At 72.8% G+C, this 26559-nt stretch carries 26 protein-coding genes, 2 tRNA genes and 1 pseudogene; 16 read left to right on the top strand and 13 right to left on the bottom strand.

The annotated features are described in order from the left end of the window. Positions 1–45: 45 nt before the first annotated feature. Positions 46–119: transfer RNA gene (locus tag ACXNSR_RS14615), tRNA-Lys, on the top strand. Between the two features lie 105 nt (positions 120–224). Here ACXNSR_RS14615 and ACXNSR_RS14610 read toward each other — a convergent pair. Next, positions 225–983, bottom strand: coding sequence for an IclR family transcriptional regulator (locus ACXNSR_RS14610; protein ID WP_458642467.1), 759 nt, complete (start codon positions 981–983; stop codon positions 225–227). Positions 984–1235: 252 nt separating this feature from the next. On the opposite strand from ACXNSR_RS14610, the gene ACXNSR_RS14605 reads away from it, so the two are divergent. The 4 genes from ACXNSR_RS14605 to ACXNSR_RS14590 all read left to right on the top strand — a co-directional run bounded on the left by ACXNSR_RS14605 (position 1236) and on the right by ACXNSR_RS14590 (position 5561). Then, positions 1236–2387 carry an LLM class flavin-dependent oxidoreductase gene (locus ACXNSR_RS14605; RefSeq protein ID WP_458642466.1) on the top strand — a complete coding sequence of 384 codons (1152 nt, stop codon included), beginning with the start codon at positions 1236–1238 and terminating at the stop codon, positions 2385–2387. 255 nt (positions 2388–2642) lie between these two features. Continuing rightward, positions 2643–4337 (top strand): glycosyl hydrolase family 18 protein, encoded by a 1695-nt coding sequence (locus ACXNSR_RS14600; RefSeq protein ID WP_458642465.1) that lies wholly within the window; start codon positions 2643–2645, stop codon positions 4335–4337. Positions 4338–4492: 155 nt separating this feature from the next. Next, entirely contained in the window at positions 4493–5341 is an 849-nt protein-coding gene (locus ACXNSR_RS14595) for a helix-turn-helix domain-containing protein (RefSeq protein WP_458642464.1), read from the top strand. Further along, positions 5301–5561: a DUF397 domain-containing protein gene (locus ACXNSR_RS14590; RefSeq protein WP_458642463.1), complete on the top strand. Its 261-nt coding sequence runs from the start codon at positions 5301–5303 to the stop codon at positions 5559–5561. The genes ACXNSR_RS14595 and ACXNSR_RS14590 overlap by 41 nt, the downstream gene beginning before the upstream one ends. 75 nt (positions 5562–5636) lie before the next feature. On the opposite strand, the gene ACXNSR_RS14585 is transcribed toward ACXNSR_RS14590, so the two are convergent. After that, the gene (locus ACXNSR_RS14585) at positions 5637–6218 is read right to left on the bottom strand and encodes an ALF repeat-containing protein (protein WP_458642462.1); all 582 of its coding nucleotides are present in this window, start codon (positions 6216–6218) and stop codon (positions 5637–5639) included. A 143-nt stretch (positions 6219–6361) separates the two neighbouring features. Then, the gene (locus tag ACXNSR_RS14580) at positions 6362–8236 is read right to left on the bottom strand and encodes a putative bifunctional diguanylate cyclase/phosphodiesterase (RefSeq protein ID WP_458642461.1); all 1875 of its coding nucleotides are present in this window, start codon (positions 8234–8236) and stop codon (positions 6362–6364) included. A 346-nt stretch (positions 8237–8582) separates the two neighbouring features. Here ACXNSR_RS14580 and ACXNSR_RS14575 point away from each other — a divergent pair, with 346 nt between their 5' ends. Then, the gene (locus ACXNSR_RS14575; protein ID WP_458642460.1) at positions 8583–9818 is read left to right on the top strand and encodes a M6 family metalloprotease domain-containing protein; all 1236 of its coding nucleotides are present in this window, start codon (positions 8583–8585) and stop codon (positions 9816–9818) included. 64 nt (positions 9819–9882) lie between these two features. Here the strand turns inward: ACXNSR_RS14575 and ACXNSR_RS14570 are convergent. The 4 genes and pseudogenes from ACXNSR_RS14570 to ACXNSR_RS14555 form a co-directional block, all read right to left on the bottom strand. Further along, positions 9883–9956: transfer RNA gene (locus tag ACXNSR_RS14570), tRNA-Lys, on the bottom strand. Continuing rightward, positions 9947–10571: pseudogene (locus tag ACXNSR_RS14565) on the bottom strand (bifunctional DNA primase/polymerase). Before ACXNSR_RS14565 ends, ACXNSR_RS14570 begins: the two are co-directional and overlap by 10 nt. A 145-nt stretch (positions 10572–10716) precedes the next feature. Beyond that, positions 10717–11058, bottom strand: coding sequence for a hypothetical protein (locus tag ACXNSR_RS14560; RefSeq protein ID WP_030012162.1), 342 nt, complete (start codon positions 11056–11058; stop codon positions 10717–10719). Between the two features lie 379 nt (positions 11059–11437). After that, complete coding sequence (locus ACXNSR_RS14555) at positions 11438–12007, bottom strand: NADPH-dependent FMN reductase (RefSeq protein WP_458642459.1); 570 nt, start codon at positions 12005–12007, stop codon at positions 11438–11440. A gap of 113 nt (positions 12008–12120) precedes the next feature. On the opposite strand from ACXNSR_RS14555, the gene ACXNSR_RS14550 reads away from it, so the two are divergent. After that, entirely contained in the window at positions 12121–12603 is a 483-nt protein-coding gene (locus ACXNSR_RS14550; RefSeq protein ID WP_458642458.1) for a MarR family winged helix-turn-helix transcriptional regulator, read from the top strand. 30 nt (positions 12604–12633) lie between these two features. Here the strand turns inward: ACXNSR_RS14550 and ACXNSR_RS14545 are convergent, their stop codons facing one another. From ACXNSR_RS14545 to ACXNSR_RS14535, 3 genes are read right to left on the bottom strand one after another with little or no spacing between them, the layout of a single operon-like run. Further along, on the bottom strand, positions 12634–13974 hold the full coding sequence (locus tag ACXNSR_RS14545; protein WP_458642457.1) for an AAA domain-containing protein: 1341 nt from the start codon (positions 13972–13974) through the stop codon (positions 12634–12636). Then, on the bottom strand, positions 13971–15554 hold the full coding sequence (locus ACXNSR_RS14540) for a hypothetical protein (RefSeq protein WP_458642456.1): 1584 nt from the start codon (positions 15552–15554) through the stop codon (positions 13971–13973). The genes ACXNSR_RS14545 and ACXNSR_RS14540 overlap by 4 nt, the downstream gene beginning before the upstream one ends. Next, entirely contained in the window at positions 15542–16762 is a 1221-nt protein-coding gene (locus ACXNSR_RS14535) for a hypothetical protein (protein ID WP_458642455.1), read from the bottom strand. Before ACXNSR_RS14535 ends, ACXNSR_RS14540 begins: the two co-directional genes overlap by 13 nt. Positions 16763–16848: 86 nt before the next feature. Between ACXNSR_RS14535 and ACXNSR_RS14530 the strand changes: the two genes are divergently transcribed. Beyond that, positions 16849–17445, top strand: coding sequence for a histidine phosphatase family protein (locus ACXNSR_RS14530; RefSeq protein WP_458642454.1), 597 nt, complete (start codon positions 16849–16851; stop codon positions 17443–17445). 536 nt (positions 17446–17981) lie between these two features. On the opposite strand, the gene ACXNSR_RS14525 is transcribed toward ACXNSR_RS14530, so the two are convergent. Then, positions 17982–19292, bottom strand: a complete 1311-nt coding sequence (locus ACXNSR_RS14525; RefSeq protein WP_458642453.1) for a tetratricopeptide repeat protein — start codon at positions 19290–19292, stop codon at positions 17982–17984. A gap of 243 nt (positions 19293–19535) precedes the next feature. Here ACXNSR_RS14525 and ACXNSR_RS14520 point away from each other — a divergent pair, with 243 nt between their 5' ends. Continuing rightward, positions 19536–19946 (top strand): hypothetical protein, encoded by a 411-nt coding sequence (locus ACXNSR_RS14520; protein ID WP_458642452.1) that lies wholly within the window; start codon positions 19536–19538, stop codon positions 19944–19946. A gap of 31 nt (positions 19947–19977) precedes the next feature. Continuing rightward, on the top strand, positions 19978–20856 hold the full coding sequence (locus tag ACXNSR_RS14515) for a spermidine synthase (RefSeq protein WP_458642451.1): 879 nt from the start codon (positions 19978–19980) through the stop codon (positions 20854–20856). A gap of 16 nt (positions 20857–20872) precedes the next feature. On the opposite strand, the gene ACXNSR_RS14510 is transcribed toward ACXNSR_RS14515, so the two are convergent. Beyond that, on the bottom strand, positions 20873–21412 hold the full coding sequence (locus tag ACXNSR_RS14510) for a hypothetical protein (RefSeq protein WP_458642450.1): 540 nt from the start codon (positions 21410–21412) through the stop codon (positions 20873–20875). Between the two features lie 79 nt (positions 21413–21491). Between ACXNSR_RS14510 and ACXNSR_RS14505 the strand changes: the two genes are divergently transcribed. The 6 genes from ACXNSR_RS14505 (at position 21492) to ACXNSR_RS14480 (ending at position 25557) form a co-directional block, all read left to right on the top strand. Continuing rightward, complete coding sequence (locus ACXNSR_RS14505; protein ID WP_458642449.1) at positions 21492–22181, top strand: response regulator transcription factor; 690 nt, start codon at positions 21492–21494, stop codon at positions 22179–22181. Positions 22182–22188: 7 nt separating this feature from the next. Next, positions 22189–23595 carry a sensor histidine kinase gene (locus tag ACXNSR_RS14500; protein ID WP_458642448.1) on the top strand — a complete coding sequence of 469 codons (1407 nt, stop codon included), beginning with the start codon at positions 22189–22191 and terminating at the stop codon, positions 23593–23595. 27 nt (positions 23596–23622) lie between these two features. Continuing rightward, positions 23623–23787: a DUF5993 family protein gene (locus ACXNSR_RS14495; protein WP_458642447.1), complete on the top strand. Its 165-nt coding sequence runs from the start codon at positions 23623–23625 to the stop codon at positions 23785–23787. Positions 23788–23789: 2 nt separating this feature from the next. After that, positions 23790–24440, top strand: a complete 651-nt coding sequence (locus ACXNSR_RS14490; protein WP_458642446.1) for a disulfide bond formation protein B — start codon at positions 23790–23792, stop codon at positions 24438–24440. Between the two features lie 57 nt (positions 24441–24497). After that, positions 24498–25160: an NADPH-dependent F420 reductase gene (locus ACXNSR_RS14485; protein ID WP_458642445.1), complete on the top strand. Its 663-nt coding sequence runs from the start codon at positions 24498–24500 to the stop codon at positions 25158–25160. Between the two features lie 100 nt (positions 25161–25260). Then, positions 25261–25557 (top strand): hypothetical protein, encoded by a 297-nt coding sequence (locus tag ACXNSR_RS14480; protein WP_458642444.1) that lies wholly within the window; start codon positions 25261–25263, stop codon positions 25555–25557. A gap of 32 nt (positions 25558–25589) precedes the next feature. Here the strand turns inward: ACXNSR_RS14480 and ACXNSR_RS14475 are convergent, their stop codons facing one another. Then, positions 25590–26525, bottom strand: a complete 936-nt coding sequence (locus ACXNSR_RS14475; protein WP_458642443.1) for a YwqG family protein — start codon at positions 26523–26525, stop codon at positions 25590–25592. Positions 26526–26559 lie beyond the last annotated feature (34 nt).

Below are 26559 nucleotides of genomic sequence, written 5' to 3'. Positions count from 1 at the left end.
TTTGGAGCACCCCTGAGGACCGGGTAGTATTTTCTCTGTCAGCAGGCGCCGCTAGCTCAGTTGGTTAGAGCAGCTGACTCTTAATCAGCGGGTCCGGGGTTCGAGTCCCTGGCGGCGCACCTGTCCTTCGGGCGGTTTCCGGTTCACCGGGAACCGCCCGAAGTGTTTTCCGGGCCTGTGGACCGGGCTTCAGGACTGGGCTTCCAGGCCCTGCCGCGCCCCCGCTAGAGCGTGAGCGACAGCAGCAGTGGTGCGGCCTTGCGGTTCAGGGTGTCCGCCGCGGCCCGCAGCCGGTGCGCGTGCTCGACCGGCATCGACAGGGCCAGGCAGCCCACCGAGGCCCCGGCCGTGATCGGGACCGCCGCGCAGACCGTGCCCACGGCGTATTCCTGTAGGTCCAGCATGGGTACGGTGGCGGGCTGGGCGTCCAGCTTGGAGAACAGGATCCGCTCGTTCACGATCGTCTTCGACGTGAGCCGGGCGATCTTGTGGCGGGACAGGTGGTCGCGCCGGCCGTTCAGGTCGAGCTGCGTCAGCAGGCACTTGCCGACCGCGCTGGCGTGCGCGGCGGAGCGGAAGTCGACCCACTCGTGCACCTTCGGGGTGCGGGGACTGTCCGCGAACTGCGTGATCCTGACCTCGCCGTCCACGTACCGGCTGATGTAGACGGCCGCGCCGACCGAGTCGCGCAGCCGGTCCAGGGTCTCCTGGAGCTTGTCGGTGAGTGCCTGCTGCCGGTCGATGCCGGAGCCGAGCAGGACGAGGGAATCCCCTATGGCGTAAGCGCCGTCGGACACCTGCAGGACGTATCCCTCCCGGCGCAGCATGAGCAGCATCGGAGAGAGATGGGCTGCGGGCAGGCCGGTCTCACGCGCGATCTGCACGTCGGTCACACCGCCGGTGTGACGTGCGATCGTTTCGAGTACGCGCAGTGCGTACTGCACCGAGTGGAACGGCGCGGTCGGCTCGGGCTTCAGCGCCACGGTTTCCCCCTAGCAGGTTGTTACCGCTTGCCCTACCACGATAGCCACCAAGGGGCCCATGTGGAGCGCCCGTTGGGGAGATTGCTGGCTCAAATTATGTCTGTCTGCCTGGACCTACTCCATTGGCATATGCCACCGGCATGACCATCATTCCGCCTCTTCCGGGAATGCCCGGCGGCCGCCCACGGTTCGAGTTCTTCGTACGGTGTCGCACCGATGCCGCACGCACGGGAGAGCGAAACAGGAGCGACGATGAGTGACGCACGGGACGACGCACGGGGCGACGGACGGGCCCACGCGAGTGCGAGCGCGGCCGGCAACCGGAACGCGGACGGGATCCGCGCCACCGCGCAGGGCCGGGCGACCGTACCGCTGTCCGTCCTGGACCTCGTCACCGTCGGCGCCGGCAGCACCGCCCACGCCTCCCTCCGCACGAGCGTCGAGATCGCCCGCCTCGCCGAGTCCCGCGGCTACCACCGCCACTGGGTCGCCGAGCACCACTCCATGCCCGGCGTCGCCAGCTCCTCGCCCGCGGTGATCCTGGCCCACCTCGCCGCGCACACCTCCCGCATCCGGCTCGGCTCCGGCGGAGTCATGCTGCCCAACCACGCCCCGCTCGCCGTCGCCGAGCAGTTCGGCACCCTGGAGGCGCTCGCCCCGGGCCGGATCGACCTCGGACTCGGCCGCGCCCCCGGCACCGACGGCCGCACCGCCGCCGCGCTGCGCGGACCCGGGCGCCTCGACGAGGCCGCCGACGAGTTCCCCCGGCAGCTCGTGGAACTCACCCGCTTCCTCGACGACGACTTCCCCGACGGGCACCCGTACGCCCGGGTGCACGCCGTACCGGGTCCGGTCCAGGGCCCCGCCGGTCGGCCGCCGCTGTGGCTGCTCGGCTCCTCCGGCTTCAGCGCCCGCCTCGCCGGCGAGCTCGGCCTGCCCTTCGCCTACGCCCACCACTTCTCCGCCGCCGGCACCCTGCCCGCGCTCGACCTCTACCGCCAGAGCTTCCGCCCCTCGGCCGTCCTCGACGCCCCCTACGCCGTCATCGGGGTCTCCGCGCTCGCCGCCGACACCGACGGGGCGGCCCGCGCCCAGGTGCTCACGGGCGCGCTGTCCATGCTGCGCCTGCGCACCGGGCGGCCCGGTCTGATCCCGACGCCCGAGGAGGCGGCGGCGTACCCGTTCTCCCCGCTGGAGCGGGAGTTCGTCGACAGCTGGCTCGCGAACGTCGTCCACGGCACCCCCGACGAGGTCCGCACCGGCCTGGACGACCTGGCGAAGCGGACGGGCGCGGACGAGCTGATGCTCACCACCAACGCCCACAGCGGGGCAGCCCGGTTGCGCTCGTACGAGCTCATCGCGGACGTGTACGGGATGCCGGTGGAGGCGCCCGCCGCCGATTGACCGCGTACGAACGGCGTTTGGCTGGTTTGTTGCCGAAACCTTGCGCGGAGCTGCCTGAAGGCAGCCTTAAACCGCTCGTCACCCGGGGTGGCGAGCGGTTCTTGGTGTGCGCTCAGGTCTCTGACTTGGGGAAATAGCACGTGAGTGGTCTAGTCCTTCTTTGGTCCGAACCATTGACGTGGGGGTGGAGTGATCGCTATCACTTCTCTCACCCGAACCGCTTGAACTCCCCTCCCACCCCCACGGAGACAGCTCATGCACATCCGTAAACCCCTCATCGCGGCCGCCGCCACGGCCGCGCTGGCCGCCGGGGCGCTGGCCTCCTTCGCGGGACTCGGCACCGCCCAGGCCGCCGACGCCTCGGCCGGAGCCGCGGCGGGCGGCGTCCGTATCGCCTACTACGACCAGTGGAGCGTGTACGGCAACGCCTTCTATCCCAAGCACCTCGACACCCGTGGCATAGCGGGCAAGCTGGACGTCATCAACTACTCGTTCGGCAACATCCACCCCACCAACCTCACCTGTTTCGAGGCGAACAAGGCGGCGGGTGACGACAACAACCCCAACGCCGGTGACGGCGCGGGCGACTCGTACGCCGACTACCAGAAGTCCTTCAGCGCGGCCGACAGCGTCAGCGGGGTCGCCGACAAGTGGGACCAGCCGATCGTCGGCGTCTTCAACCAGTTCAAGCAGCTGAAGGCCAAGTACCCCCACCTGAAGATCAACATCTCGCTGGGCGGCTGGACCTACTCCAAGTACTTCAGCGACGCGGCCAAGACCGACGCCTCCCGCAAGAAGCTGGTCTCCTCCTGCATCGACCAGTACATCAAGGGCAACCTCCCGGTCGAGGGCGGCTACGGAGGCCAGGGCGTCGCGGCCGGCATCTTCGACGGCATCGACATCGACTGGGAGTACCCGGGCTCGTCCGGCGGCCACCTCGGCAACCACTACGCCCCCGAGGACAAGCAGAACTTCACGCTCCTGCTCAAGGAGTTCCGCGAGCAGCTCGACGCCTACGGCCAGGCCAACGGCGGCAAGAAGTTCCTGCTGACCGCCGCCCTCCCGGCCGGCCAGGACAAGATCAAGTACATCGAGACGGACAAGATCGGTTCGTACCTCGACTACGCGAACATCATGACCTACGACATGCACGGCGCCTGGGACGGCGACGGCCCGACCTACCACCAGTCCCCGCTGTACTCCGGGGCCAACGACCCGACCGACCCGATCGCGCCGGGCACCCAGAAGTACAGCATCGACAACGCGATCGACTCCTGGATCGACGGCAACCCGGCCTACGGCATCACCGGCGGCTTCCCCGCCAACAAGCTGACGCTGGGCTACGAGTTCTACTACCGCGGCTGGAAGGGCGTCCCCGCCGGGACGAACAACGGCCTCGCCCAGTCCGCGACCGGCGCCTCGGGCGCCCGCCCCACCAGCCAGCAGGCCGGCATCGCCAACTACAAGGAGCTCGGCGGCCTCGTCGACAACCCGGCGACCACCTTCTGGGACGACCAGGCCAAGGCCTCGTACTTCTACAAGGACGGCGAGTTCTTCACCGGCCTCAACCAGAAGTCCATCCAGGCCCGGGTCGACTACGGCAAGCAGCGCGGTCTGGCCGGCGCGATGATGTACTCCCTGCTCGGCCTGGACAACAACACCACCCTGCTGAACCAGATCTCGGACGCCCTCGGCGGCACCACCGTCCCGCCGACCACCCCGCCGACGACGCCTCCGACCACTCCGCCCACGACCCCGCCGACCACGCCCCCGACCACCCCGCCGACGGGCTGCGGCTCGACCCCGGCGTACGTCGCGGGCACGGTCTACACGGCCGGCAACGAGGTCGCGCACAACGGCCGCAAGTACAAGGCCCAGTGGTGGACGCAGAACGAGACCCCGGGCACCACGGGTGAATGGGGTGTCTGGAAGGACCTCGGCGCCTGCTGATCTCCCCCCACCCCGCGCCGAGCGACGCCTCCGCCCTGCCCCTCACCGGGGTGGGGCGGAGGTGTGTCACATGGTTGCGGGATTCCGGACATCGGCGCGTGTCCGTGTCACTACGCTCGGCCACAAGCCCGTTCTCCGCTCGGAGGTGCCGCTTCATGGCCGTCGTCCGCGACATCGATCCCAGCGCCTCGCCGCTGGACTACTACAGCTACGAGCTGCGCCGACTGAGAGAAGAGGCCGGCCTCAAGCAGGCGCAGCTGGGCGCGATCATCTTCTGTACGGGCTCCCTGATCGGCATGATCGAGAACGGCAAGCGGGTCCCGACCCGCGACTTCTCGGAACGGGTGGACGCGGCCCTCGGCACGGACGGGCACTTCTCCCGCCTGGTGGGGCTGGTGCTACGGAGCGTCTTGCCGACGTGGTTCCAGGCCTTCGCTGAGATGGAGGCCCGCGCGACGTTCATCTCCACGTTCCAGGCGCAGGTGGTCTACGGACTCCTGCAGACGGAGGAGTATGCCAAGGCCCTGGTGAGTGTGGAGTTTCCCGATCGGGCTGAGGAGATCGCGGCCGCGCGAATGGAGCGTCAGCGCATCCTGATGCGCGAGGAGCCGCCAGCGCTTCTGGTGGTGCTGGATGAGGCGCTGCTCCATCGGAGCGTCGGAGGCCGCGAGGTCATGCGCAACCAGTTGGCCCACCTGCTGAGCTTTGTCGGCAGGCCATGGGTGCAGATTCAGGTGATGCCCTTCGCGGCTGGTGAACACAGCGGTATGACAGGCTCGTTCACCCTCCTCCGCTTTGAGGGCGATCCCGATCTCTTCTACACGGAGAGCTATGACTCAGGGCATATGACGGCCAATCCGAAAGTGATCAAGGAGCGCTCCGTCGGATACGCTCGCCTGCAAGCCGATGCCCTTTCGCCAGCGGCCTCGGCCCTTCTGATCGCGCGCGTAATGGAGGAACGGTATGGGCACCAATCTGAACCTGGCGGGCGTGCCGTGGCGTAAGTCGTCCTACAGCAGCACCAACGGCGGCGAGTGCGTCGAGTGCGCCCCGCTCGGCTCCGCCGCCTGGCGCAAGGCTTCGCACAGCGGGAACACCGGCGGCGACTGTGTCGAGGTGGGCACTCAGCCCTGCCAGGTCGCCGTCCGGGACTCCAAGAACCCCGACGGCCCCGCCTTCACCGTCGCCCCGGAGGCGTTCACCGCGTTCGTCCGGAGCCTCTGACCGTACGACGAAGTGGGCGGTCCGCCCCCGGCCGGGCAGTGGCCGGGGGCGGACCGCGGTCTCAGGGGGCCAGGGTCAGACCTGGAACTGGCCGACCGTGATGAAGTGGCGGAGCTCCTCCGGGGTGCCGTCGATCGCCTTCTCGGCCGCCGCGCGCAGCGCGTCGCTGATGCCCGGGCGGGCCAGGATGCGGCCCACGGCGACGCGGTCGTCCTCGGCCTGGGCCAGCCGCAGGCCGGTCTTGAGGAAGGCGGCGCGGTCGGCCGGGGTGCCGTCGAGAGCCTTGTTGGCTTCGCGGGTGACGCCCTTGCCCGGCTTGCCGGCCAGGATCTTGGCGATGGCGAACCGGTTGTCCGAGTCCTGGGCGATCGCGTAACCGGTCTTCAGGAAGGTGCGCAGGTCCTCTACGGTGCCGTCGAGCGCATTGTTGGCCGCGGCCGTGACGGACTTGCCCGGGTTGGTGACCAGGACGCGGGCGACGGCGACGCGCAGGTCGTGCTCCGACATGGTGTCGTACGGCGACTCCCCGGCGGTGGCCGCGGTCGCCTTGGCGGGCGCGGCGGCGGTCTGGCCGGCGGCGAGGGCCGGGGTGGCGAGCAGCAGGGCCGGGGCGAGGGCGCCGACGGTCAGGGCGAGTGCGGTACGGGTGAGCTTCATGCTGATGTCCCCCACGGATCACGGATCACGGATCACGGAACTTGGTCAAGAACCGCTTGCCCGAAGATCGTTACAAGGGGGGACGGGGCCTGTCCAACGCCGAAAGGGGCCCTAGAAGGCCCGAAAACGGCGAAGTGGAACGGCTAGCGGGGGTGGTCCGCGCCCGGTCTGGTGCCGATCATCTCGGCGATCCGCTCCGGTCCCACGGCCCGCGAGTAGAGCCAGCCCTGGCCCGTGTCGCAGCCGACGCGCCGCAGCCGTGCCGCCTGCCCGGCGGTCTCCACGCACTCCGCGGTCACCGTCAGGCCGAGCCGGTGGGCGAGCTGGACCAGGGCCTCGACGATGGTCTCGTCGGCCGGGTTCGGGTGCGCGCCCTCGTCGTAGCGGAATCCGCGCACGAACGAACCGTCGAGTTTCAGAACCGATACGGGAAGTCTGCTGAGGTAGGCGAGGTTCGAGTAGCCGGTGCCGAAGTCGTCGATCGCGATCCGTACGCCCATGTCGCTGAGGGCCTGGAGGGCCTGGAGGGGGCGTCCGGCCGAGCCCATCACCGCGGACTCGGTCAGTTCCAGTTGCAGCAGCTGCGGGGCGAGGCCCGTCTCGGCCAGGATCTCCGCGACGTCGCCGACGATGTCCGAGTCCCAGACCTGCCGGACGGCGACGTTGACGGACACGAAGACCGGGGCGTCACTGGGCTGTTCGATCTGCCAGCGGCGGGCCTGGCGGCAGGCGGTCCGCAGGACCCACTGTCCCAACTGGACGATGGACCCGTCCTCTTCGGCGATCCCGATGAACCGATTCGGCGTGAGGGCGCCGAACTGCGGGTGGTTCCAGCGCACCAGGGCCTCGACCCCGCGCACCGCGCCGCTCTCCAGGTCCACCAGCGGCTGGTACTCCAGCTCGAACTCCCCCCGTTCCACGGCCGGTCGGAGCGTCGAGGAGAGCGCCTGGCGGGTCATGCGGTGCGCGTTGCGCTCCGGGTCGAACAGGGTCCAGCGGGCCTTGCCGTCCGCCTTGGCCCAGTACAGGGTCGTGTCGGCGGCCTGCATCAGGCCGGTCGCCGAGGTGCCGGCCGCCGCCCGCTCCACGACCCCGATCGAGGCGGAGACGGACAGCCGCTGCCCGGCCAGGTCGAAGGGTTCCTGTACGGCGGCCAGCGCGCTCCGTGCCAGGTCCGCGAGCTGTTCGGTGCCGGTGGAGTCCTCGACCAGCAGGGCGAACTCGTCGCCGCCGAGGCGTGCGACCAGGTGCCCGCCGGTGCGCCCGTAGCCGGACTGGTCGGCGCACTGGGTCAGCCGGGCGGCGACGGCGGTGAGCAGCCGGTCGCCGACGCGGTGGCCGAGGGTGTCGTTGACGGCCTTGAACCCGTCGAGGTCCAGGTAGCACAGCCCGATCCGGCCGGTGCCGCCGCCGTGTTCGTACGAGGCGGCCTCCAGGGCGGCGGAGAGCCGTTCGAAGAACAGGGCGCGGTTGGGCAGGCGGGTGACCGGGTCGTGCATCTGGAGGTGGCGCAGGCGGGCCTGGAGGTCGCGGCGGTCGCTGATGTCGGCCACCGACAGCAGGACGTCCCCGGTGCCGGGGACGGGTCCGAGCGTGACTTCGGTCCAGAGCGAGTGCCCGTCGGGGTGTTTGAGGCGGCGGGTGCAGCGCAGCCGGGCCTGCCGGCCGCGGAGCACCTCCTGGTAGGCGGCCCAGGTCCGGGCCTCCGCGGCCAGGTCGACCAGGTCGGCGGCGGAGCGGTGGACGAGGGTGTGCGGTTCGCTGCCGAGCAGCCCGGCGAAGGCCTGGTTGGCGGCGACCACGTAGCCCTCGCGGTCGACGACGGCCATGGCGAGGTGGGCCGCGTTGAAGGCGGCCCGGTAGTCGCGCAGGTCGGATTCGGCTGCGCGGTACGACGACGCCGGCGTGGCCTGGGCGGCCGCCGCCGACGGCACTGCCGGCACTGCCGGGTGACGCTCCGTAATGGCCGATCGGATGCTGTCGGCCGCCGAACCGGTTCCTTCTGAGGTTCCGCTCACCGTTGGCTCCCGCAGTGTTCGTGAGTGTCCGCGCAGGAAAGTGTGCCGATCATAGAGGCTGCGGGGAGGCTCTATCCAGCGGCGCCACCGGTTGAGACGGTTCGGTTCAGCGTGATGACGGATCGGCGGCGGAAGACCGGGCGATCGTTTCTGCGCGGCTCTGAGCGTGCGGGACCTCCTGCTGATCTCAGGTGATCGGTCGTGACGTTCTGTAGGCAGGGGCGTGAAGTTCGAGGGTCACCGACTTGCCGTACTGCTCACTCATGTGGGGCAGTGGAACAGGGCATTAGTAAGACAATCGCCTCAAGGTGGGTGAACAGGTACGAATCCACCACCGGAGGTCGATGTGGCGCGACAGCAGACACCCGGGGGAGTGGAACGCTCCCGCATCCGAAGTACCGCCGCGGCGCTCACCTCCCTGACGGCGCTCGCCGCCATGTCGCTCGTCGCCGGTCCCGCGGTGGCCGCCCCGGGAGCCGGACCCTGCGCGCTGAACCGCACCTCGGCGCACCACTCCCTCGGCCTGGACACCTGGAACGGCGCCTACCCCAAACCCGTACGCACCCTCAATGCCGTCATGGTCTTCCTCTCCTTCCCCGACCACCGCAGCGCCCTGAAGACCGAGGAGATCGTCGGCGACTACTTCCCCGCCACCAGCGACTTCTTCCAGCAGGCGTCGTACGGGCGGTTCCGGCTGGTCCCGCACCCGCAGAAGCAGTGGATCCAGATGCCCAAGCCGTCCACCGCCTACGGGATAAAGCGGGACTGGGCCCCCGGGGACCGCGCCTCCTACCTGCGGGACGCGGTCGCCACCGCCGACGCCCAGGTGGACTTCCGCAAGTACGACGTCGTCTACTTCATCGCCGACCCGGACGCGCCCGGCGTGGACTCCGACGCCACGAAGGTCGTCAACTTCGAGCATCCGATCGTCGCCGACGGCACGGAACTGCGGCGGATCGTCACCGTCTTCGAACGCCACCCGCCGGACCGCAACGTGCTGGCCCACGAGACCGGGCACGTCTTCGACCTGCCCGACCTCTACCACCGGCCCACGGACGGCAAGGGCGACTGGGACACGTACGTCGGGGACTGGGACGTCATGGGCAGCCAGTTCGGCATGGCCCCCGACCTCTTCGCCTGGCACAAGTGGAAGCTGGGCTGGCTGGACTCCTCCCAGGTGGACTGCGTGCAGACGGCCACCTCGCTGCACACCCTGCAGCCGCTGGCCCAGGCCCCGCCCAGCGGCGGAACGGGCGGCACCCGGCTCGCCGTGATCCGTACGGGCCCCGGCAGTGCGATCGCCGTCGAGGCGCGGGGCTCCGCCGGCAACGACGGGGACACCTGCACGGAGGGCGTCCTGGTCTACCGGGTGCGCAACGAGGCGTCGTCCGGCGGCGGCCCGATCGAGGTGCTGGACGGGCACCCGACGACCGAGGCGTGCTGGGACCGCTCGGTGTACCCGCCGCTGGCGGACGCGCCGCTGGAAGTGGGCGAGACGTACACCGTGCCGGGCGAGCGGATCACCATCGAGGTGGCGGACCGCACCCGGTCCGGCGCGTACACGGTGAAGATCACGACCTGACCGCGGGGCACCCCGCCGGACAACGAAGAAGGCCCCCACTCGCATGGAGGCCTTCTTCCGTCTGTGCGCCGCCAGGGACTCGAACCCCGGACCCGCTGATTAAGAGTCAGCTGCTCTAACCAACTGAGCTAGCGGCGCTTGCTGACGAGGAAGACATTAGCAGGAGGATCCGCGGAACGAAAAATCGATATCCCCAGGTCCGGTCGGTGCGGGGCTGCGGGCCGCCCGTACGAAGGCCCAGAGCAGGGCCTCGGGCCCCGGGAGCCAGGGCTCGCGCGCGTCGGGGGCCACGAGCCACCGCGACGGTCCGGGCGTGGCGGCCAGCGGCGGCACGGTGACGGCGTCGCCGCGGCCGTGGCACAGCGGCGCCGGGGCCGTGCGGGAGGCTCCCCACTCCTCCCAGGCCAGCAGGGCGGGCAGCCGGTGCGCGGTGCCGGGGGCGGCGAAGAGCAGCATCCGGCCGCGGTGCACGGCGACCGGCCCGGAGCCGGGGCCCTCGGCCCAGAGCAGGTCGAGGATGCGGCGCCCGACCACGAGCGGGACGTTGACGACGTCGAAGGGATCGCCGCAGGGCAGCGTGGCGGGCAGCCCGGGCCGCGCCTCCCACACCGCGAGGGTGCGGCGGGGGTGGGCGGCGCCGGAGGTGAGCCAGGCGGCGCCCTGCGGAGTGACGTGGGTGGCGGGAGCGGTGCGGGAGCGCTCGCCGCGCGCGTGGAGGGCGGTGCAACCGGGAGCCGTCGTCAGCGTCGTCATATGCCACTGTCTACCCGCCGTAGTGGACCGGTATCCACGAGTTACCGGAAACGGGTACATCGGGCCCGGTATCGGAGTATGGTGCGCTCCCTCGAACGCCGGGGGCCCGGACGGCGGGTCCCCGGCGTTGGTGCGGCCGGACGGCTCAGGGCGTACCCGTGCCGCGCTGGAGGGTCTCGCCGAACTCGATCATCTTGCGGGCGTAGTCCTCGGTCCACTCCGCCTGCTCGGCGATCAGGGCCGGTGAGAGCCGGTCGAACCGGCGGGGGTCCGCCAGCTGGGCCGCCGCCAGGGCCTGGAACTCCACCGCCCGGTCCTGCGCGGCCCGGAAGGCCAGCGTCAGCTCGGTCGCACGGACCAGCAGCTCCCGCGGGTCTTCGATCGACTCCAGGTCGAAGAAGTGCTCGGGGTCCGCCACGGCCTCAGAGGGCTCGAAGAGCAGAGGCGCCGGCCGCAGCCGCCGCTCGGTCCGCTCGGGCTCTGCCATGCGTGTCCTCCTGCTGCGCGTACGACGTGATTCCGGGCCACCGTCCATTGTCCAACGCCGCGCAAGACCCCTGCGCGACGGGCTGGAACACCCGTACGGCCGATGGGGCGCACGAGCAGATCGACGGGCCCGGTGGCGAGGGAGTCGCACAGGTGAGCGGCTGGCGCCGGCGGCCGCGCCGCGACCCCGGGCCGGCCGGCCGAGGCGGCGCCGGGGCGGGCCGGTCCGCACCGCGCTGACCGGCCGTCAGCCCCACCGCCTCGGCTACGACGACGCGCCGGAGCCGGCCTCCCGCTTCGGCCGCGCCGACGGCGACGCGCTGCTCACCGGCGCACGGCCGCGTGCGACCGCCGTCTGCGACCACCCGGTGGGGACCCGGTCACACCGTGACGGCCTCTGCGGCGCGGCCCGCCGCCAGCTCGGCCACGTCCTCCAGGACCCCGGCGAGCTCGCCCGCGAGCGTCTCCGGGGCCTGGAAGCCCTCGGGGCCGAGCAGCTTGGGGATGCCGGGGATCGCGACGGAGCGCTCGGCGGGCAGCATGCCGAGCCGGGTCAGGATCGGCAGCAGCATCTCGGCGGCCGGGGCGCCGCCCGTGGGGCCGGCGCTGTAGCTGACGATGCCGACGGGCTTGCCCTTCCACTCGTTGTAGAGGAAGTCGATGGCGTTCTTGAAGGGGGCGGTGAAGCCGCCGTTGTACATCGGCAGGACGAACAGGAAGGCGTCGGCCGAGTCGACCAGGGCGCTCCAGTCGCGGGTGTGCTGATGCGCGTAGTTGCCGGTGGAGGCGTACTCCGGTTCGTCGAGGAAGGGCAGGGCGATCTCGGCGAGGTCGACGGGGGTGACGTCGAAGCCGCCGTGCTCGCGGGCCTGCTCGGTCACCCAGCGGGCGAGCGGGCGGCCGGCGGAGGTGGGGCGGGTGGCGGCGGAGATGACGTGCAGGCGAGTCATGGTGAGGACTTCCGGTCGGCGTGGTCGTTGATCTGTCACCCGATGAAACCCAGCATCTGGATGACGTGTCAACCAGATAAGTGATGTGTCACCGACCTGGTTAGAGTGGCGACATGACCCCCGCACCGGAGCCGGGCCCCCGCTGGCTCACCGAGTCCGAACAGGACGCCTGGTACGCGTGGCGGCGAATGTTCCCGCTGGTCAACGCGGAGATCGCGCGCGACCTCAGCCAGGACAGCGGCCTCTCCGAGGCCGACTACGACGTCCTCTCGGTACTCGGCTCCACGGACGGCCACCGCATGCGCATCAGCGCGCTGGCCGAGCTGATGCGCTGGTCCCGCAGCCGGCTGTCCCACCAGCTCACCCGCATGGAACAGCGCGGCGCCGTCCGCCGCGAGGAGGTGGCCAGCGACGGCCGGGGCGCGGAGGTGGTCCTCACCGCCGCCGGCATCACCATGATCAAGGACGCGGCCCCGCTCCACGTGGAGTCCGTACGCCGCCACCTGATCGACCCCCTGACCCCGGAACAGCTCCGCACCCTGGCCGAGGTCGGCGAGGCGCTCCACGCCCGCCTGGGCACCCGCCGCAAGCGCTGAGCGGGCAGGCGCGAGCCGCCGTACGCGCCCCTACGGCCGCCAGGCGACCCGGTGCTCGGCCAGGTGGGCGAGCACCGAATGGTTCGCCTCCCAACCATCTGGGAATTTGACCGTTACACCCAGTTGGACCGGTTCCGTCGAGGGGTGGTCGTCCAGCAGTTCCGCTATGCCCGCCCGGGCCACCACCACGCACGCGTGCCGGTGCCGGGAGGCCAGCACGCACAGGCGGCCCGTCTCCAGGTGGAAGGCCGTCGCGTCCGGGCGGCCCGACAGCGGGTGCAGGACCACCGTGAGGTCGTACTCGCGGCCCTGGAGCCGGTTCGCCGTGTCCACCGTGACCCCCGAGACCCCGAGCGAGGCCAGCGCCGCGCGGACCGCGGCCGCCTGATCGCGGTGGGCCGTGCCGACCGCGATCCGGTCCGCCGTCAGCGGAGCCGGGGCCGGGGACTGCTCGTCGGAGGTCACCGCCCCGCGGTCCAGGGCCCGGCGGACCACCAGGGCCACCGCCCGCACCGCCTCCGGGTCCGTGCGCGGGGTGTGCCGCGCGGGCAGCTCCAGCAGGCCCCAGCCCGCCTCGGCCGCCTCGTCCAGCACCCGGTCCGGGCCCGACCCGTCCGAGGGCACCCCGTACGAAAGCCGCCGCTCGCCCGGGCCCGTCCCGCTGCGGAACTGCGTGTACGGGTAGAACGCGCGGGAGACCAGCGGCGCCGCCGACGCCGGGAGCCGCCAGGACACCGGCAGCCGGTGCTGCGGCAGTTGCGGGTTGTGCGCGAGCAGCGTGCTCACCGCCGAGGCGGAAGGGTCGTAGGAAAGGCCCGCCCACTGCTCGGCGCCGACCACGCTGAACGGGTCCAACTGCCCCGGGTCGCCCACGAACAGCGCCCGCTCGAACAGCCCGGCCACGGCCAGCAGCGCGTCCGAACGCATCTGGTACGCCTCGTCGACGATGGCGTGCTGCCACGGCTCGACGTCCTTCACGAAGGCCCACTTGGCCGCCGTCGAGATGGTGATCGGCAGCTCGGCGAGGTCCTTCGGCTTGGCCGACAGGGTGACCGAGGGCAGCTCCCGCAGCGCCGGGTCGTAGGCGTCCCCGTCACTGCTGTGCAGCCGGCCCACCTTCAGCTCCGGGTCCTTGTCGGCGAGGCGCAGCACCAGGTCGTCGACCTGCGCGTTCGTCTGCGCCACCACCATCAGGCGGCGCCCGGCCGCGGCCAGCTCCCGGGCCGCGCGGACCACGAGCGTGGACTTGCCGGCTCCGGGCGGGGAGTCGACGACCACGCCCCGCTCGGCCCCGTGCAGGGTGTCGGCCAGGATCGCGGCGGTCGCCCGGGCGGCCGCCGCGCCCGGGTCGAAGGGGGCGGTCGTGGTCACAGCAGGTCCTCGTCGGTCACGGAGTCGGGCAGGGGAAGGGCGCCCGCCGACCCCGGCGGGCCGCCGTGCGTCCACGGGGTCTGCTCGGGCTCCGGGAGTTTCGGCCCGCCGCGCGCGTCGTGCTCGAAGAGCGTCCAGCAGAGCCGGTCGCCCTTCTCCGGGACCGTCCCCGGCTCGGGGTCCCGACCGCGGCCCATCTTGTCGAGGAGCCGCAGCACCAGCCGCCCGTCCTCCTCGAAGCGGACGAACTGCGCGCTCTGCGGGCGCCCGTCCAGCGAGCGGAACACCTTCCCGCCGCCCTCGTCGGCCAGCTGCGGCCGGTCGTCCGTCACCACGGTCACCAGCGGACGCGGGCTCGGCCGCTTCGACTCCGTCCACTCCATCACCACCTCGGTGACCTCACCGGCGAAGGCCTCGCCCGCGAGCCGTCGGCCCGCCATCACCAGCGGGTCGTCCAGGGCCTCCTGGGCGTCGAGCCGCACCTGTTCGGTCTCCCGCGTCGCCAGCTTCTGCGCCGCCGTCACCGCGTCGTCGCGGCGCGGCTGCGGCGGCTCGCCCGCCCGTACGCGGTCCCGGTGGCCGGTGTAGGACCAGCGGTCGCGCGTCCAGCGCTCCTCCGCGCGCTCGCCCGGCGGCAGGGTGCGCAGCAGGTCGATCGCCTCCCAGGTCTTCCACCAGGTGCCCGACAGCTGGGACTCGACCAGCCGGTGCACCTCCCGCTCGGCCGCCCGGACGTGCCGGCCGTCCTCGTCGGAGCCGTCCGCCAGCGCCGTCCGCGCGGCGTCGTAACGGGCCACGGCGGGGGCCAGCAGCTTGTTGTCGAAGGCCGGATCGGTGGCCGGACCCGCGGGCGCGCACAGCAGCTGCCCGTCCTTGTCACGGCCCAGCTCCGCCCGGTGCGCCTCCTCGGCACCCGACCGGCCCGCGGGCGGGTCGATCCAGCCCAGCAGGGCGCCCAGGTGCTGGTCCTCCAGATTGCTCTGGCCGGTGGCCCAGTGCCGGGACAGCAGGTCGGTGGCCGACAGCAGCATCGAGGAGCCGGGCACCCGCGAGCGCTCGGCGAGGTGGGTGAACCAGCGGCCGAGCATCGGCACCTGCGAGGGCGCCGGATACGGATTGTCCGGGTCCTCCTCGGCGGTGCGCCGGAACCGCATCGAACGCCCCAGCAGCCGTACGTACTCGATGCCCGCCCGGCTCGGCACGATCAGCTGCGGGGCGTCCACGCACAGCTCGGTCTCGACCTTGACCCGTTTGCCCGTCTCCGGGTCGGTCTCGCTGCGCTCGGCCGGCTCCACGACGTCTGCGTACGCGTCGATGTGGGCCAGCACCTGCACGGCCAGGTCCGCGAGGAAGGCCCAGCGCCGGTCGCGGTCGCGCGGCTGGGGTATCACGAACACCCGCGGCTCGTGCCGGTCGGTGCCGACCATGGCGCCGAGCGGGGCGCCCGCCTCACCGGCCGTGGTCAGCGGCACGAAGACCATCGGGCGCTCGCTCAGGTGGCGGTGGCGCACAGTCGCGAGCGGCTGGGCGCTGCCCGCGCGTACGGCCTCCAGCCGGGCCAGCGTGTTCAGCAGGGACATGCGGGAGTCTCCGGGGCGGGGTGCGGCGGACGGGCGGCGGCGGCCAGTTCCAGGGCCTCGGCGCGCAGCCGGGCGGCGCGGTGCAGCGCGGCGGCGGTCGGATCCTCGGCGCAGCCGGCCCCGGAGGCCGCCGTGAGGGCGGCCTCGACGGTGGTCAGCGCGCCCAGCTCACCCCGTACCGACCGGCCCAGCGCCGTGACCTGGTCGGCGGCGCGGGCCCGGTCGCGGCAGTGGAAGGCGAGCTCGCAGGCGGCCAGGCACTCGGGGGCGTAGGCGGCGTCGACCGCGGACACCGCTTCGACGAGCTCCTCGGGGGTGCGGGTCGCCGGGTCGAAGCTGAGGCCCTCGGGCAGGGCGGCGGCCAGCTCCTCGACGCGGGTCAGCCGGTCCAGCTGGCGGCGGGTCACGGAGCGCTCGCGGCGGATGTCGACGGGGGCCGCGGTGGGCAGGTTGGAGAAGTCCTTGGGGCACACCAGCAGCACGGTGTGCCCGACCTCGGCGCCGGGCAGTTTCGCCGCGGTCTTCTCCAGGGCCAGGACGTAGACGGCGGCCTGCCGGGCGGCGGCGCCCACCTTCGCGGCGTCGGCGGCGCCGTCGATCATCGGGAACGACTTGATCTCCACGACGGTCCAGCGGCCGTCGGGGTGGACGACGACGGCGTCGGGCTCCAGGTAGGCGGGGGAGCCGGCCACCTCCAGGGCGAGCATCGGGTGGTCCAGCAGCGTCCAGGCCCCGGTGTCCCGCCCGGCGGCGGTCGCCTCGCGCAGGGCGAGCGCGGTCCGGGCGGCACGGCCCTCGGGGCCGGCGGCGGTCAGATCGGGGACGAGGGCGGCGGCCCCGGGGGAGCCGGGCGGCTCGGCGGCGGGTGCGAGGTGCGCGTGGACGAGCCGCAGCAGCTCGGCGCCGCCGTCGCCCTTGACCTTGGCCTCGAAGGAGTTCCCGCGGACTATGGCGAACTGCGACTGCCCGAAGGAGGCGGGCGAGCCGAGCGCCGTGGCCAGGGCGGTCTTGTCCACGCCGGCGCCGTCGAGCAGGGCGCGTCTGCCGCAGCCGGGATTGACGGCGAGCGCCGCCAGCGCCCGGGCGTCGAGCGGACGGGGCGGCACGGCGGGGCCGCGCAGACCGGCGAGCCGCTGCCGCAGCGTCGTCGGCTGCGCGGGGCTGCTGGGCGGGTAGGAGCTCACCCGCGGAAGTGTCCCATCCGCCACTGACAATCGTGGACGGAGCGCGGAAACCGGTGGTGGGGGCGGGTGATGGATGATGTACGGACCTCGAACGAACCGGGAGAATTCACATGGCCCCCCGCATCCTGCTGGCCCGCCACGGTCAGACGGCGTGGTCCCAGCTCGGCAAGCACACCGGACGCACGGACGTGCCGATGCTGGAGGAGGGCAGGCTGGGCGCGAAGCTGCTCGGCGAGCGGCTGGCCCGTGACCCGTGGCGGGGGCTGCCGGGCGTGGAGGTCCGCACCAGCCCGCTCGTGCGGGCGAGCGAGAGCTGCGACCTGGCGGGCTTCGGGGCCCGGGCCGAGCCGTGGGACGCGCTGATGGAGTGGGACTACGGCGACTACGAGGGCATGACCCCGGCCGAGATCCAGGCCGTCCGGCCGGGCTGGCTGATCTGGCGCGACGGGGTCCCGGGCGGCGAGTCCGTCGCCGATGTCGCTGCGCGGGCGGACGAGGTGGTCGCCTGGGCCCGCGCGGCGGAGCGCGACGTCCTGGTCTTCGCGCACGGGCACATCCTGCGCACGCTGGCCGCCCGCTGGCTGGGCTTCGAGGCCTCCTTCGGCGCCCGCATCCGGCTGGAGCCGACGTCCCTGTCGGTCCTGGGCTGGGCCTATGGCGCGCCGGCGCTGGAACGCTGGAACGATACGGGTCACCTGGACGCGTAAGCCCTGCCGACGGCCCTGCGGGCGGCTCGGCGGTGTGTGCTGCTGGTGCGGGCCGTGTGCCGGGGCGCTGCCCCGGACCCCGCGCCTCAATCGCCGGCGGGGCTGGTTGTGGCGGGCTTGTCGGCGGGGGTCGGGGCGGGGGGCCGGGGCGGGGTGTCTCCTCGGCTCGCGCGGTTCGGTTTGTCTCGGTTGTGCTCGGTGGTGCGCGCTCGTCCTGCGGGGACACCCCGCCCCGTCCCCCCACCCCTCAGCCGCATGCCCACGGGGAAGAGGGCCGGGTTCCCCTTCCCGGCGGCGCAGGCTCTCCGGGGGGTGGGCCGTCGCTGTCGTAGCTCTGCCGTGGGGCGGGGACACGCAGGAGGGTCCCCGCAGGACGAGGCGCGACCATGGCCGTCTGGCCGGGACGTGCCCGCGCGCGCCGAGCCGAGGAGATCCTCGTGCGGGGCCCCGCCCCACCCCTTCAAGCCCCGCCGGCGTTTGAGGCGCAGCCCCTGCGGGGGCAGCCCGCACTCCGAACCGCCGAGCCGCCCGCAGGGCTATCGGCCTGAGAGGAACGCCGCGACCCGTGGCGAGCGCTGGTGGGGGATCAGGGTCGCGGCCGTTTCCGACAGCATCGACCGGACCCGCGTCGACTGGACCTCCGTCAGGAGGTCCAGCACCCGGCAGCCCGCCCACGCCGCCTCGTCCGGGGCCCCCGCACGGGCCAGGTCGCCCGCCAGCTCGGCGGTGTAGAGGGCCACGTTCCGGGCGAAGTGCGGGTCCTGGAGGTCGGCGGCGCGGCGGGCGTGCCGGGCCGCGCGGGCGTGCTCGCCCAGGGCCGACCAGCAGCGCGCCTCCAGGGATTCCAGCTCCGCCTGTCCGAAGAAGGACATCCACTCGGGGTCGGCGTCCGACTCGCCCCGGGAGAATTCCGTGTGCGCCCGGCTCAGTGCTTCCTCGCAGGCCTTGCGGTCGGCCAGCCCCGCCCAGCCGCCCGCCTCCCGCAGCGCGAGCAGTGACAGCAGCCGCGGGGAGCCGAGGGAGCGGGCGGCGCGCCCGCCCGCCTGGGCGGCCCGGACCGCCTCGCGGGAGCGGCCGCAGTCCCGGGCCAGGAAGGCCATGTTGCTGAAGGCGTGGGCCTCCAGGCCCGCGTCCCGTGCGACCCGGGCCGTCGCCAGGGCCTCCGCGTAGTGCGAGCGGGCGTCGTCGAAGCGGCCCGAGTCGTGGGCCAGCCAGCCGACGGAGACGGCCAGTTCGCCGGCGCCCGAGTGCAGCCGGTCCTCGGTGGACTGCCGGGTGGCTCCCGCGTCGAGCAGTGCGTAGGCGGTGCGCAGGGGTTCGGCGGCCCGCCGGTACAGGGCGTCGGCGCCGTGCCGGTCGTCCAGCAGGCGGATCTGGCGTACCGCGTCCTCGACGGCGGCGGCCTCGGTTTCGCCGGCGCGGGTGGGGAGCCGGCGGGTGTCGCCGAGCAGGGTGAGGCCGAGCGTCGCGGCCGCCACGGTCGCGGAGCCGCCCGCCATGAACGCGCGACGCAGCACGTCGCTCTCCTTGGCACTGGAAGGGGAACAGGGGACGGGGACGGAGAGGGGATCGCGCTGGGCCGAGCGGCCGCGGACGCTCTCGCGGGGGGAGAAGCCCAGGTCGGCCAGGGCGCGGCCGGGGAACATGTGGAGGAAGACCCGCTCGTAGGCGTAGTTGGGGCAGCGGATCTCGCCGGACTCGACCCGGCCGATGTAGCGCGCGTCGCAGGAAACCGTTTCTCCGATCTCCTTCGCCGCCCGGCGTACCAGGGCCGCGAACTCGGCCGGGGAGTGCTGCCCGCGCAGCCGCCGGAAGGTGGAGTTGGGTGAGTGGGGGGACGCCGCCATGGACGTGACCTCTCTCGCAAGGAGCGCAGTGCCGGTGCTGTGACTGGGGGGTCCGGCGCGCATGAACGTACCGCCAGCGAGGGGGTGTTCACGCGATGTTTGGCAACAAAACGGATATCTCACCCGCGATCCGCCATGAACTGCCATCCTTTGCAGCGTCTTGCCGCCGCACCTGTTGACGTTCCCGTGCGTTGAACCCATGCGGATACGGATCGAGGAGGGGTTCCCTTGGTGGAGGCCGGCATGGAGAGCACTGGAACGAGTACCGCGTCCGAGCCCGGTGCGGCCCAGGACCTGGGCCTGGACCTGGTGACCGTTCCCGCGCGGCAGGGGCTGGAGGCGGTGGACATCATCCGCCGCGCCGCCAGCCAGGCCGGCGGGGTCGGGCCCGTCCTGCACGACGGATCCGGCGACACCCTCGGATTCCTCGTGCCGTCCGGTACCGCCGACGCCTGGGACCTGCCGGGCAGCGCGTGTACGCAGACCAACGGGCGGGGCATGCGCTTCGGCGACGCCGCCGCCGAGCCGGCCGCGGGTGCCACCGGCTGGCTGCTCCCCCCGGAGGCCGTCGGGCCGGTCACGGATCCGGAAGTGCTGCGGGCGGCGCTCGGCGAGGCGGCCCGGCTGATCGAGGCCGCGGACAACTGCCGCTGAAGCCTGCTCCGCGGCCCGTCACAATGGGGTGGTGGCAGGCAAGGACAGGAACAAGGGCAAGCAGCGCGGACGCGGCGGCGCCGAGGCGGTCGTCGGGCAGGTGGACGGCGGCCGGGCGGAGCTGGAGCCGGACCGGGAGCGGGCCGGGGCCTGGACCCTGCTGATCGACGGGGCCCCGCAGTCGCACGTGGACCTGGCCGATCCCGGGTATCTGGACTTCGCGTACCAGCGGCGGATCGGTCACCTGATCGACCTGGTCGCGCCCGCCCGGCAGCCCCTGAACGTGGTGCACCTGGGCGGCGGCGCCTTCACCCTCGCCCGTTACACCGCCGCCTCCCGCCCCCGATCGACCCAGCAGGTCGTGGAGATCGACGCCGCCCTGGTGGCCTTCGTACGGGAACACCTGCCGCTGGATCCGCAGGCGCGGGTCAGGGTCCGGGCCGTGGACGCGCGGGCGGGGCTGGCCAAGGTCCCGGACGGCTGGGCGGACCTGGTGATCGCGGACGTGTTCAGCGGGGCGCGCACCCCGGCGCACCTGACGAGCACCGAGTTCCTGGACGACGTACGCCGTGCCCTCTCGCCCACCGGGTGGTACGTGGCCAATCTGGCGGACGGGCCGCCGCTGACCCATCTGCGGAGCCAGATCGCGACGGCCGCGTCCCGGTTCACGGAGCTGGCGCTGGCCGCCGATCCGGTGGTGTGGCGGGGGAAACGGTTCGGCAACGCCGTCCTGGTGGCGGCCGACCGTGAGCTGCCCGTCGCGGAATTCACCCGCCGGGTCGCGAGCGACCCGCACCCGGGCCGGGTCGAGCACGGCCGGGCCCTGGCCGACTTCGCGGGTGGCGCGACGCCGGTCGTGGACGCCTCCGCGGTGGCCTCGCCGCAGCCGCCGCCCTCCGTCTTCCGCTAGGCCGTCGTACGCCGCCTCAGGGGTCGACGATCTCTACCAGCGGCGGGTGGTCGTGCCAGGTGCAGAACACCGACACCTCACGGCCGTCCTTGGTGAAGGTGACCCGGATCCAGAAGTCCGTCTTCCACACCTGCATCCGCCAGTCGGTCGCCGGTGTCGCCGAGACCAGTTCGGCCGAGGAGGCGCCCAGGGAGAAGACGACCCGGCCGCCGGAGACCGGGTAGGCCTGCACCTTCCCGGCGTCCTGGCCCCCGGCCCGCTGGCTCGGGCCGGGGGTGGCCGACGGCTTGGGGGACTTCTCCGGGGAGGCTCCGGTGCTCGGCGACGCGTTCGCAGAGGGCGACCCGGAGGGCGAGGGGGACGCGGATCCCGAGGGGGAGGGGGACGCCTGCGCGCCGTGCGTCGACGAGGACAGCGGATGGCCGGTCAGGGGTACCGCGAGCGGTGGATCGTAGGCCGTTCCCGACATGACGGTGTGCACGCCCCACCACGACAGCGTCACCGCCGCGCCGGTCGCGAGCATCCAGGCCATCGCGTGAAGAAGTCCTCGTCGCATCAGGGCACATACTGCACCACCCGCCACAAGAGTGGCCCGACACCCCGCTGGGTCGCCCGGATGGACTACGGTGCGGGCCATGGCAAGTGTGCTCGTGGTCGAGGACGACCAGTTCGTACGTTCCGCCCTCATCCGGCACCTGACCGAGGCCTCGCACACCGTGCGGAGCGTCGGCACGGCCCTGGAGGCGCTGCGCGAGGTCGCGCACCACCGCTTCGACGTGGTCATCCTCGACCTCGGACTGCCCGACCTGGACGGGTCCGAGGCGCTCAAGATGCTGCGCGGCATCACCGACGTACCTGTGATCATCGCCACCGCGCGCGACGACGAGGCGGAGATCGTCCGGCTGCTCAACGACGGCGCCGACGACTACCTGACCAAACCTTTCTCCGTGGAGCACCTCTCCGCCCGGATGTCCGCCGTCCTGCGCCGCGCCCGGGCCGCCGCCGGGGCCGAACCGCCCTCGCGCGTCCTGCGCGTCGGCGGGCTCTCCATCGACCCGCTGCGCCGCCAGGCCGAGCTGGACGGGGCCGTACTGGACCTCACCCGGCGGGAGTTCGACCTGCTGGCCTTCCTCGCCGGCCGGCCCGGGGTGGTCGTGGCCCGGCGCGAGCTGCTCGCCGAGGTCTGGCAGCAGTCGTACGGCGACGACCAGACCATCGACGTCCACCTGTCCTGGCTGCGCCGCAAACTCGGCGAGACCGCCGCCCGGCCGCGCTACCTGCACACGCTGCGGGGGGTCGGGGTCAAGCTGGAGCCGCCGCGGTGAGCGCGCGATGAGATGGGCGCTCGTCAAGGTGTGCCTCGCGGTCACGGCCATGGTGGTCGTGGCCTTCGCCGTCCCCCTCGGCCTCGTCGTCCAGGAGATGGCCAGCGACCGGGCCTTCTCCAACGCCGAGCGGCAGGCCGCCAGCATCGGGCCGACGCTGTCCATCACCACCGACCCCGTGCAGCTGCAGAAGGCCGTGGAGTCCACCCAGATGGGCGCCGCCCGGCGGATGGCCGTCCACGTGCCCGCGATCGGCGACAGCCCGCCGGTGGACGTCGGCCGCGGCCGGGCCGGGGAACGCGCCGTCGCGGAGACCCGCCGGATGGGGCGGGCCACGACGGCCAAGGTCTCGGGCGGCGGCTCGGCGCTGCTCCAGCCGACCGCGCTCGGCTCCGGGGACATCGCCGTCGTGGAGATCTTCGTACCGGAGAGCGAGGTCAGCAACGGGGTCGCGACGGCCTGGCTGGTGCTCGCGGGTGTCGGGCTGGCCCTGATCGTCGGCTCCGTCGGGGTCGCCGACCGGCTCGGCGCCCGGCTGGTCCGGCCCGCCGAACGGCTCGCGGACGCGGCCCACCAGCTCGGCGAGGGCAAGCTCGGAGCCCGGGTGCCCGAGGACGGGCCGAAGGAACTCCGCTCGGCGGCCGCCGCGTTCAACGCGATGGCGGACCAGGTCGTCGAACTCCTCGCCAACGAACGGGAACTGGCCGCCGACCTCTCGCACCGGCTGCGGACCCCGCTCACGGTGCTGCGGCTCAACACGGCCTCGCTCGGTGACGGTCCCGCCGCCGACCAGACCCGGGCCGCCGTGGAGCAGCTGGAGCGCGAGGTCGACACGATCATCCGTACCGCCCGGGAGCAGCGCCCGGCCACCGGCCCGGGGGCCGGGGCGGGTGCGGGCTGCGACGCCTCCGAGGTGATCCGCGACCGGATGGCCTTCTGGTCGGCGCTCGCGGAGGACGAGGGCCGCGAGGTGCGGCTCGCGGGCGTGGACCGTACGGTACGGATTCCCGTGGCCCGGCCCGAACTCGCCGCAGCCCTCGACGCCATGCTCGGCAACGTCTTCCGGCACACGCCCGAGGGCACCCCCTTCGCGGTGGACGTCCACGACGCGGGCGACGCCGTCATCGTCCTCGTCTCGGACGCCGGTCCCGGCATCGAGGACCCCGACGCGGCCCTGCGCCGCGGCAACGACGGCGGCCGCGACGGGTCGACGGGCCTCGGCCTGGACATCGTGCGGCGGATCGCGGAGTCGACCGGCGGTGACGTACGGCTGGGCCGCTCGGTGCTCGGCGGGACCGAGGTCAGGGTCTGGATCGGCCTGGACGGCCGGAGCCTCGGAGGCCCCGGCGGGGGGCGGGCAGGGCGCGGCCGACGCGGCAACCGACGTAACCGGGGGCGCGCCTCGCAGGCGTGATGTCGCGCTCTCGGTACGGTCCGCGGCATGGACACCCTGATCTTCGGCGGGCTCCTCGCCACGCTGATCGCCCTGTACCGGGGCGCGTCCCGGACGGTCGTGCTCGGCGCGTGGTGGGCGGTGCTGATCGCCGTCACCCTGCTGACGGCGCACCACATGACCAGCGGCCTCGCCCTGAAACTGAGCTACTGACCGTGGCCGCGACGATGCACAGCCTCGTGCCGGACGCCCCGCCGGAGAGCGGTCTGCTGGGCCGGGTCCAGTACTGGTTCGCCTGCTTCTTCGTCCTCGGCTGGTCGTCCGTCGTCTGCGCCGGCCTCTACCACCAGTTCGGGCGGGGGGAGATCCCGTGCCCGCTGTGCGTCGTGCAGCGGATGTTCATGCTGCTGGCCGCCCTGGGCGCGGCGTACGTCATCCGCGCGGCGCTGCTCAGCGGCACCGTGCCGGCCCGCTTCTACATGACGGGCTGGGGGCTGTCCCTGGTCGCGGCGATCGGGGGCTCCTTCACGTCCTGGCGGCAGACCATGCTGTACGTCCTGCCGGGGAACAAGGAGGGCGGCGAGGTGCTCGGCCTGCACCTGTACCACTGGGCGTGGCTCCTCTTCCAGCTCTCGGTGGTCGCCATCGGCGTCGTCCTGGCCTTCGCCCACGCGACGGCCGACCGCGCCGTCCTGGCGGTCCGACCGGGGCCGCTGCGCACGGCGGGCATGTGCGCGCTGTGGTTCCTGGGCATGGTCATCGCCGTGAGCCTGCTGGCGGTCTTCCTCCAGGAGGGCGTGCACTGGTTCCTTCCGGACGGCCCCAACCGGTACCGGTTCTTCTACGATGTCGGGATCTTGGGCTGACCGGGCCCGGGGTGGGCCGGGACGGCCCGGCCTCCGTTCGACGAATGGATCTCCGCAATGCGCTACGCAGTCCTCGGCACCGGGATCGTCGGCCGTACGGTGGCCGCCCGGCTCGACGGCCTGGGCCACCAGGTGCTCATCGGCACCAGGGAGCCGGAAGCCACCCTCGGCCGTGCCGAGTACGCCGAGTGGCAGGAGGCGCACCCCGGGATCGGGCTGGCCGCGTTCGCGCGGGCGGCCAGGGACGCCGAGACCCTGGTCAACGCCACCGGCGGGCAGGCCAGCATCGCCGCGCTGACGGAGGCGGACGCCGCCCACCTCGACGGCAAGGTCCTCATCGACATCGCGAACCCGCTGGACTTCTCGGGGGGCTTCCCGCCGGTCCTGGACCCGGTCAACGACGACAGCCTGGCCGAGCTGATCCAGCGCACCTTCCCGCGGCTGCGGGTGGTCAAGACGCTGAACACGATGAACTGCCAGATCATGGTGGATCCGGCGCGGGTCGCCGGCGAGCACCACGTCTTCCTCTCGGGCGAGGACGCGGACGCCAAGAAGTCCGTGCGCGAACTCCTGTACGCCTTCGGATGGTCGGAGGCGAGCGTCCTCGACCTCGGGGGCATCGAAACGGCCCGGGGCACCGAGATGCTGCTCCCCATCTGGCTCCGCCTGATGGGCGCGCTCGGCCACGCGGACTTCAACTTCCACGTCCAGGGCGCCTGAGGTCCGAGGCCTGAGCCCCGAGGCCCTACCCGGACGGGGGCGCAAATATTGTCGCGCCCCCGTCCCGCGCCGAGGGTGGGCGTGACGGAAGGAGCCCCACATGAGAGTCATGCTCAGGGCGCACATGGACACGGCCGCCACCAACGAGGGCATCAAGACCGGCGCGCTGCCCCAGGCGATCAGGACCCTGATGGAGAAGGTGAAGCCGGAGGCGGCCTACTTCGGCCTGCACGAGGGCGTGCGCTCCTGTTGGATGGTCTTCGACCTTCAGGACAGCGCGCAGATGCCGCCGCTGATGGAGGACCTGTTCGTGCAGTTCAACGCCGAGGTCGACGTCGCTCCCGTGATGAACGCCGAGGAGCTGGCGAAGGGCCTGGCGGCGATGAAGTCCTCCTGAGCCGCCGGGCCGCCGGGCCGCAGCGGAAGCCCCTACTGGATGCTGAAGCGGTGCGGGTGGGCCGGGTCCCGGGGGCAGGCGAAGACGTTGAGCTTGCCGTGGTTGCCGACGACGACCCCGGTCGGGCTCATCGGCCCGTCCTCCAGCGGGATCCAGCTCGTCCTGTCCGCCTGCCATTCGGTCGTCGCGACGGTCAGCAGCAGTTCCATCGGGCACCCGCAGGCCTCGCAGTCCATGGGCGCGGGCCCGGTGAGGTTCCAGGCGGCGTGCCCGCCGGCCTTCCAGCCCGGGGCGACGGACAGGTCGCACTGGTAGGTCGGCAGCCAGGGCTCGTCACCGTCCCCGTCCCCCTCCGCTTCCTCCCCCGCCTCCTCCGAGGCCTCCTCCAAGGCCTCGTCCAGGGCCTCCTCCTGGGCGTCCTCCCACTCTTCGACCGCCGCCCCCAGCTCCCCGGTGAGCAGCTCGATGTACGGGTACTCGGTGACCCGCTCCGGGTGCAGCACGCACGGCTCGGGCACGTACCCGCGGAAGCCGACGGCTCCGGGTGCCGGCTGCTCGGCCGCCGGCTCGCGGACCTCGGCCGCCCGGCGCCACCGCAGGTGCACGTACATGCCGTAGCCGGTGGGACCGTGGGCGTCGAAGGGGCACCAGAACACCTGGAGCAGATCGCAGCCGTCCGGGCCGGCCGGCAGGTCCGGGACGTCCCGGGCGTACAGCTGGGCCACGGCGAGCAGCGGCAACGGCCCCGGCCCGGGGGCGCGCCGGTGCGGGGTCGCGCACACCGGCCAGGGTTCGTGGGAGGGCCACAGCAGCGGCCCTCCCACATGGCTGTCGTGCGGCCCGGGCGCACCCGGGCGCGGGTGCAGCCTCGTCGCGGTACGGCGGTGGGCGGCGAGGCCCGGGAAGAGGGATTCCACCTCCAGGGGGCGCGGGGGTGTGGTGCGGGTCGTGCCGTCACCCGTGGGCATCGTCATCTCCGAGGTCGCGGTAGGTGTCGGTGAG

Source organism: Streptomyces sp. NC-S4 (genome assembly GCF_054353315.1).
This window is presented reverse-complemented; position numbering and strand designations above follow the sequence as displayed.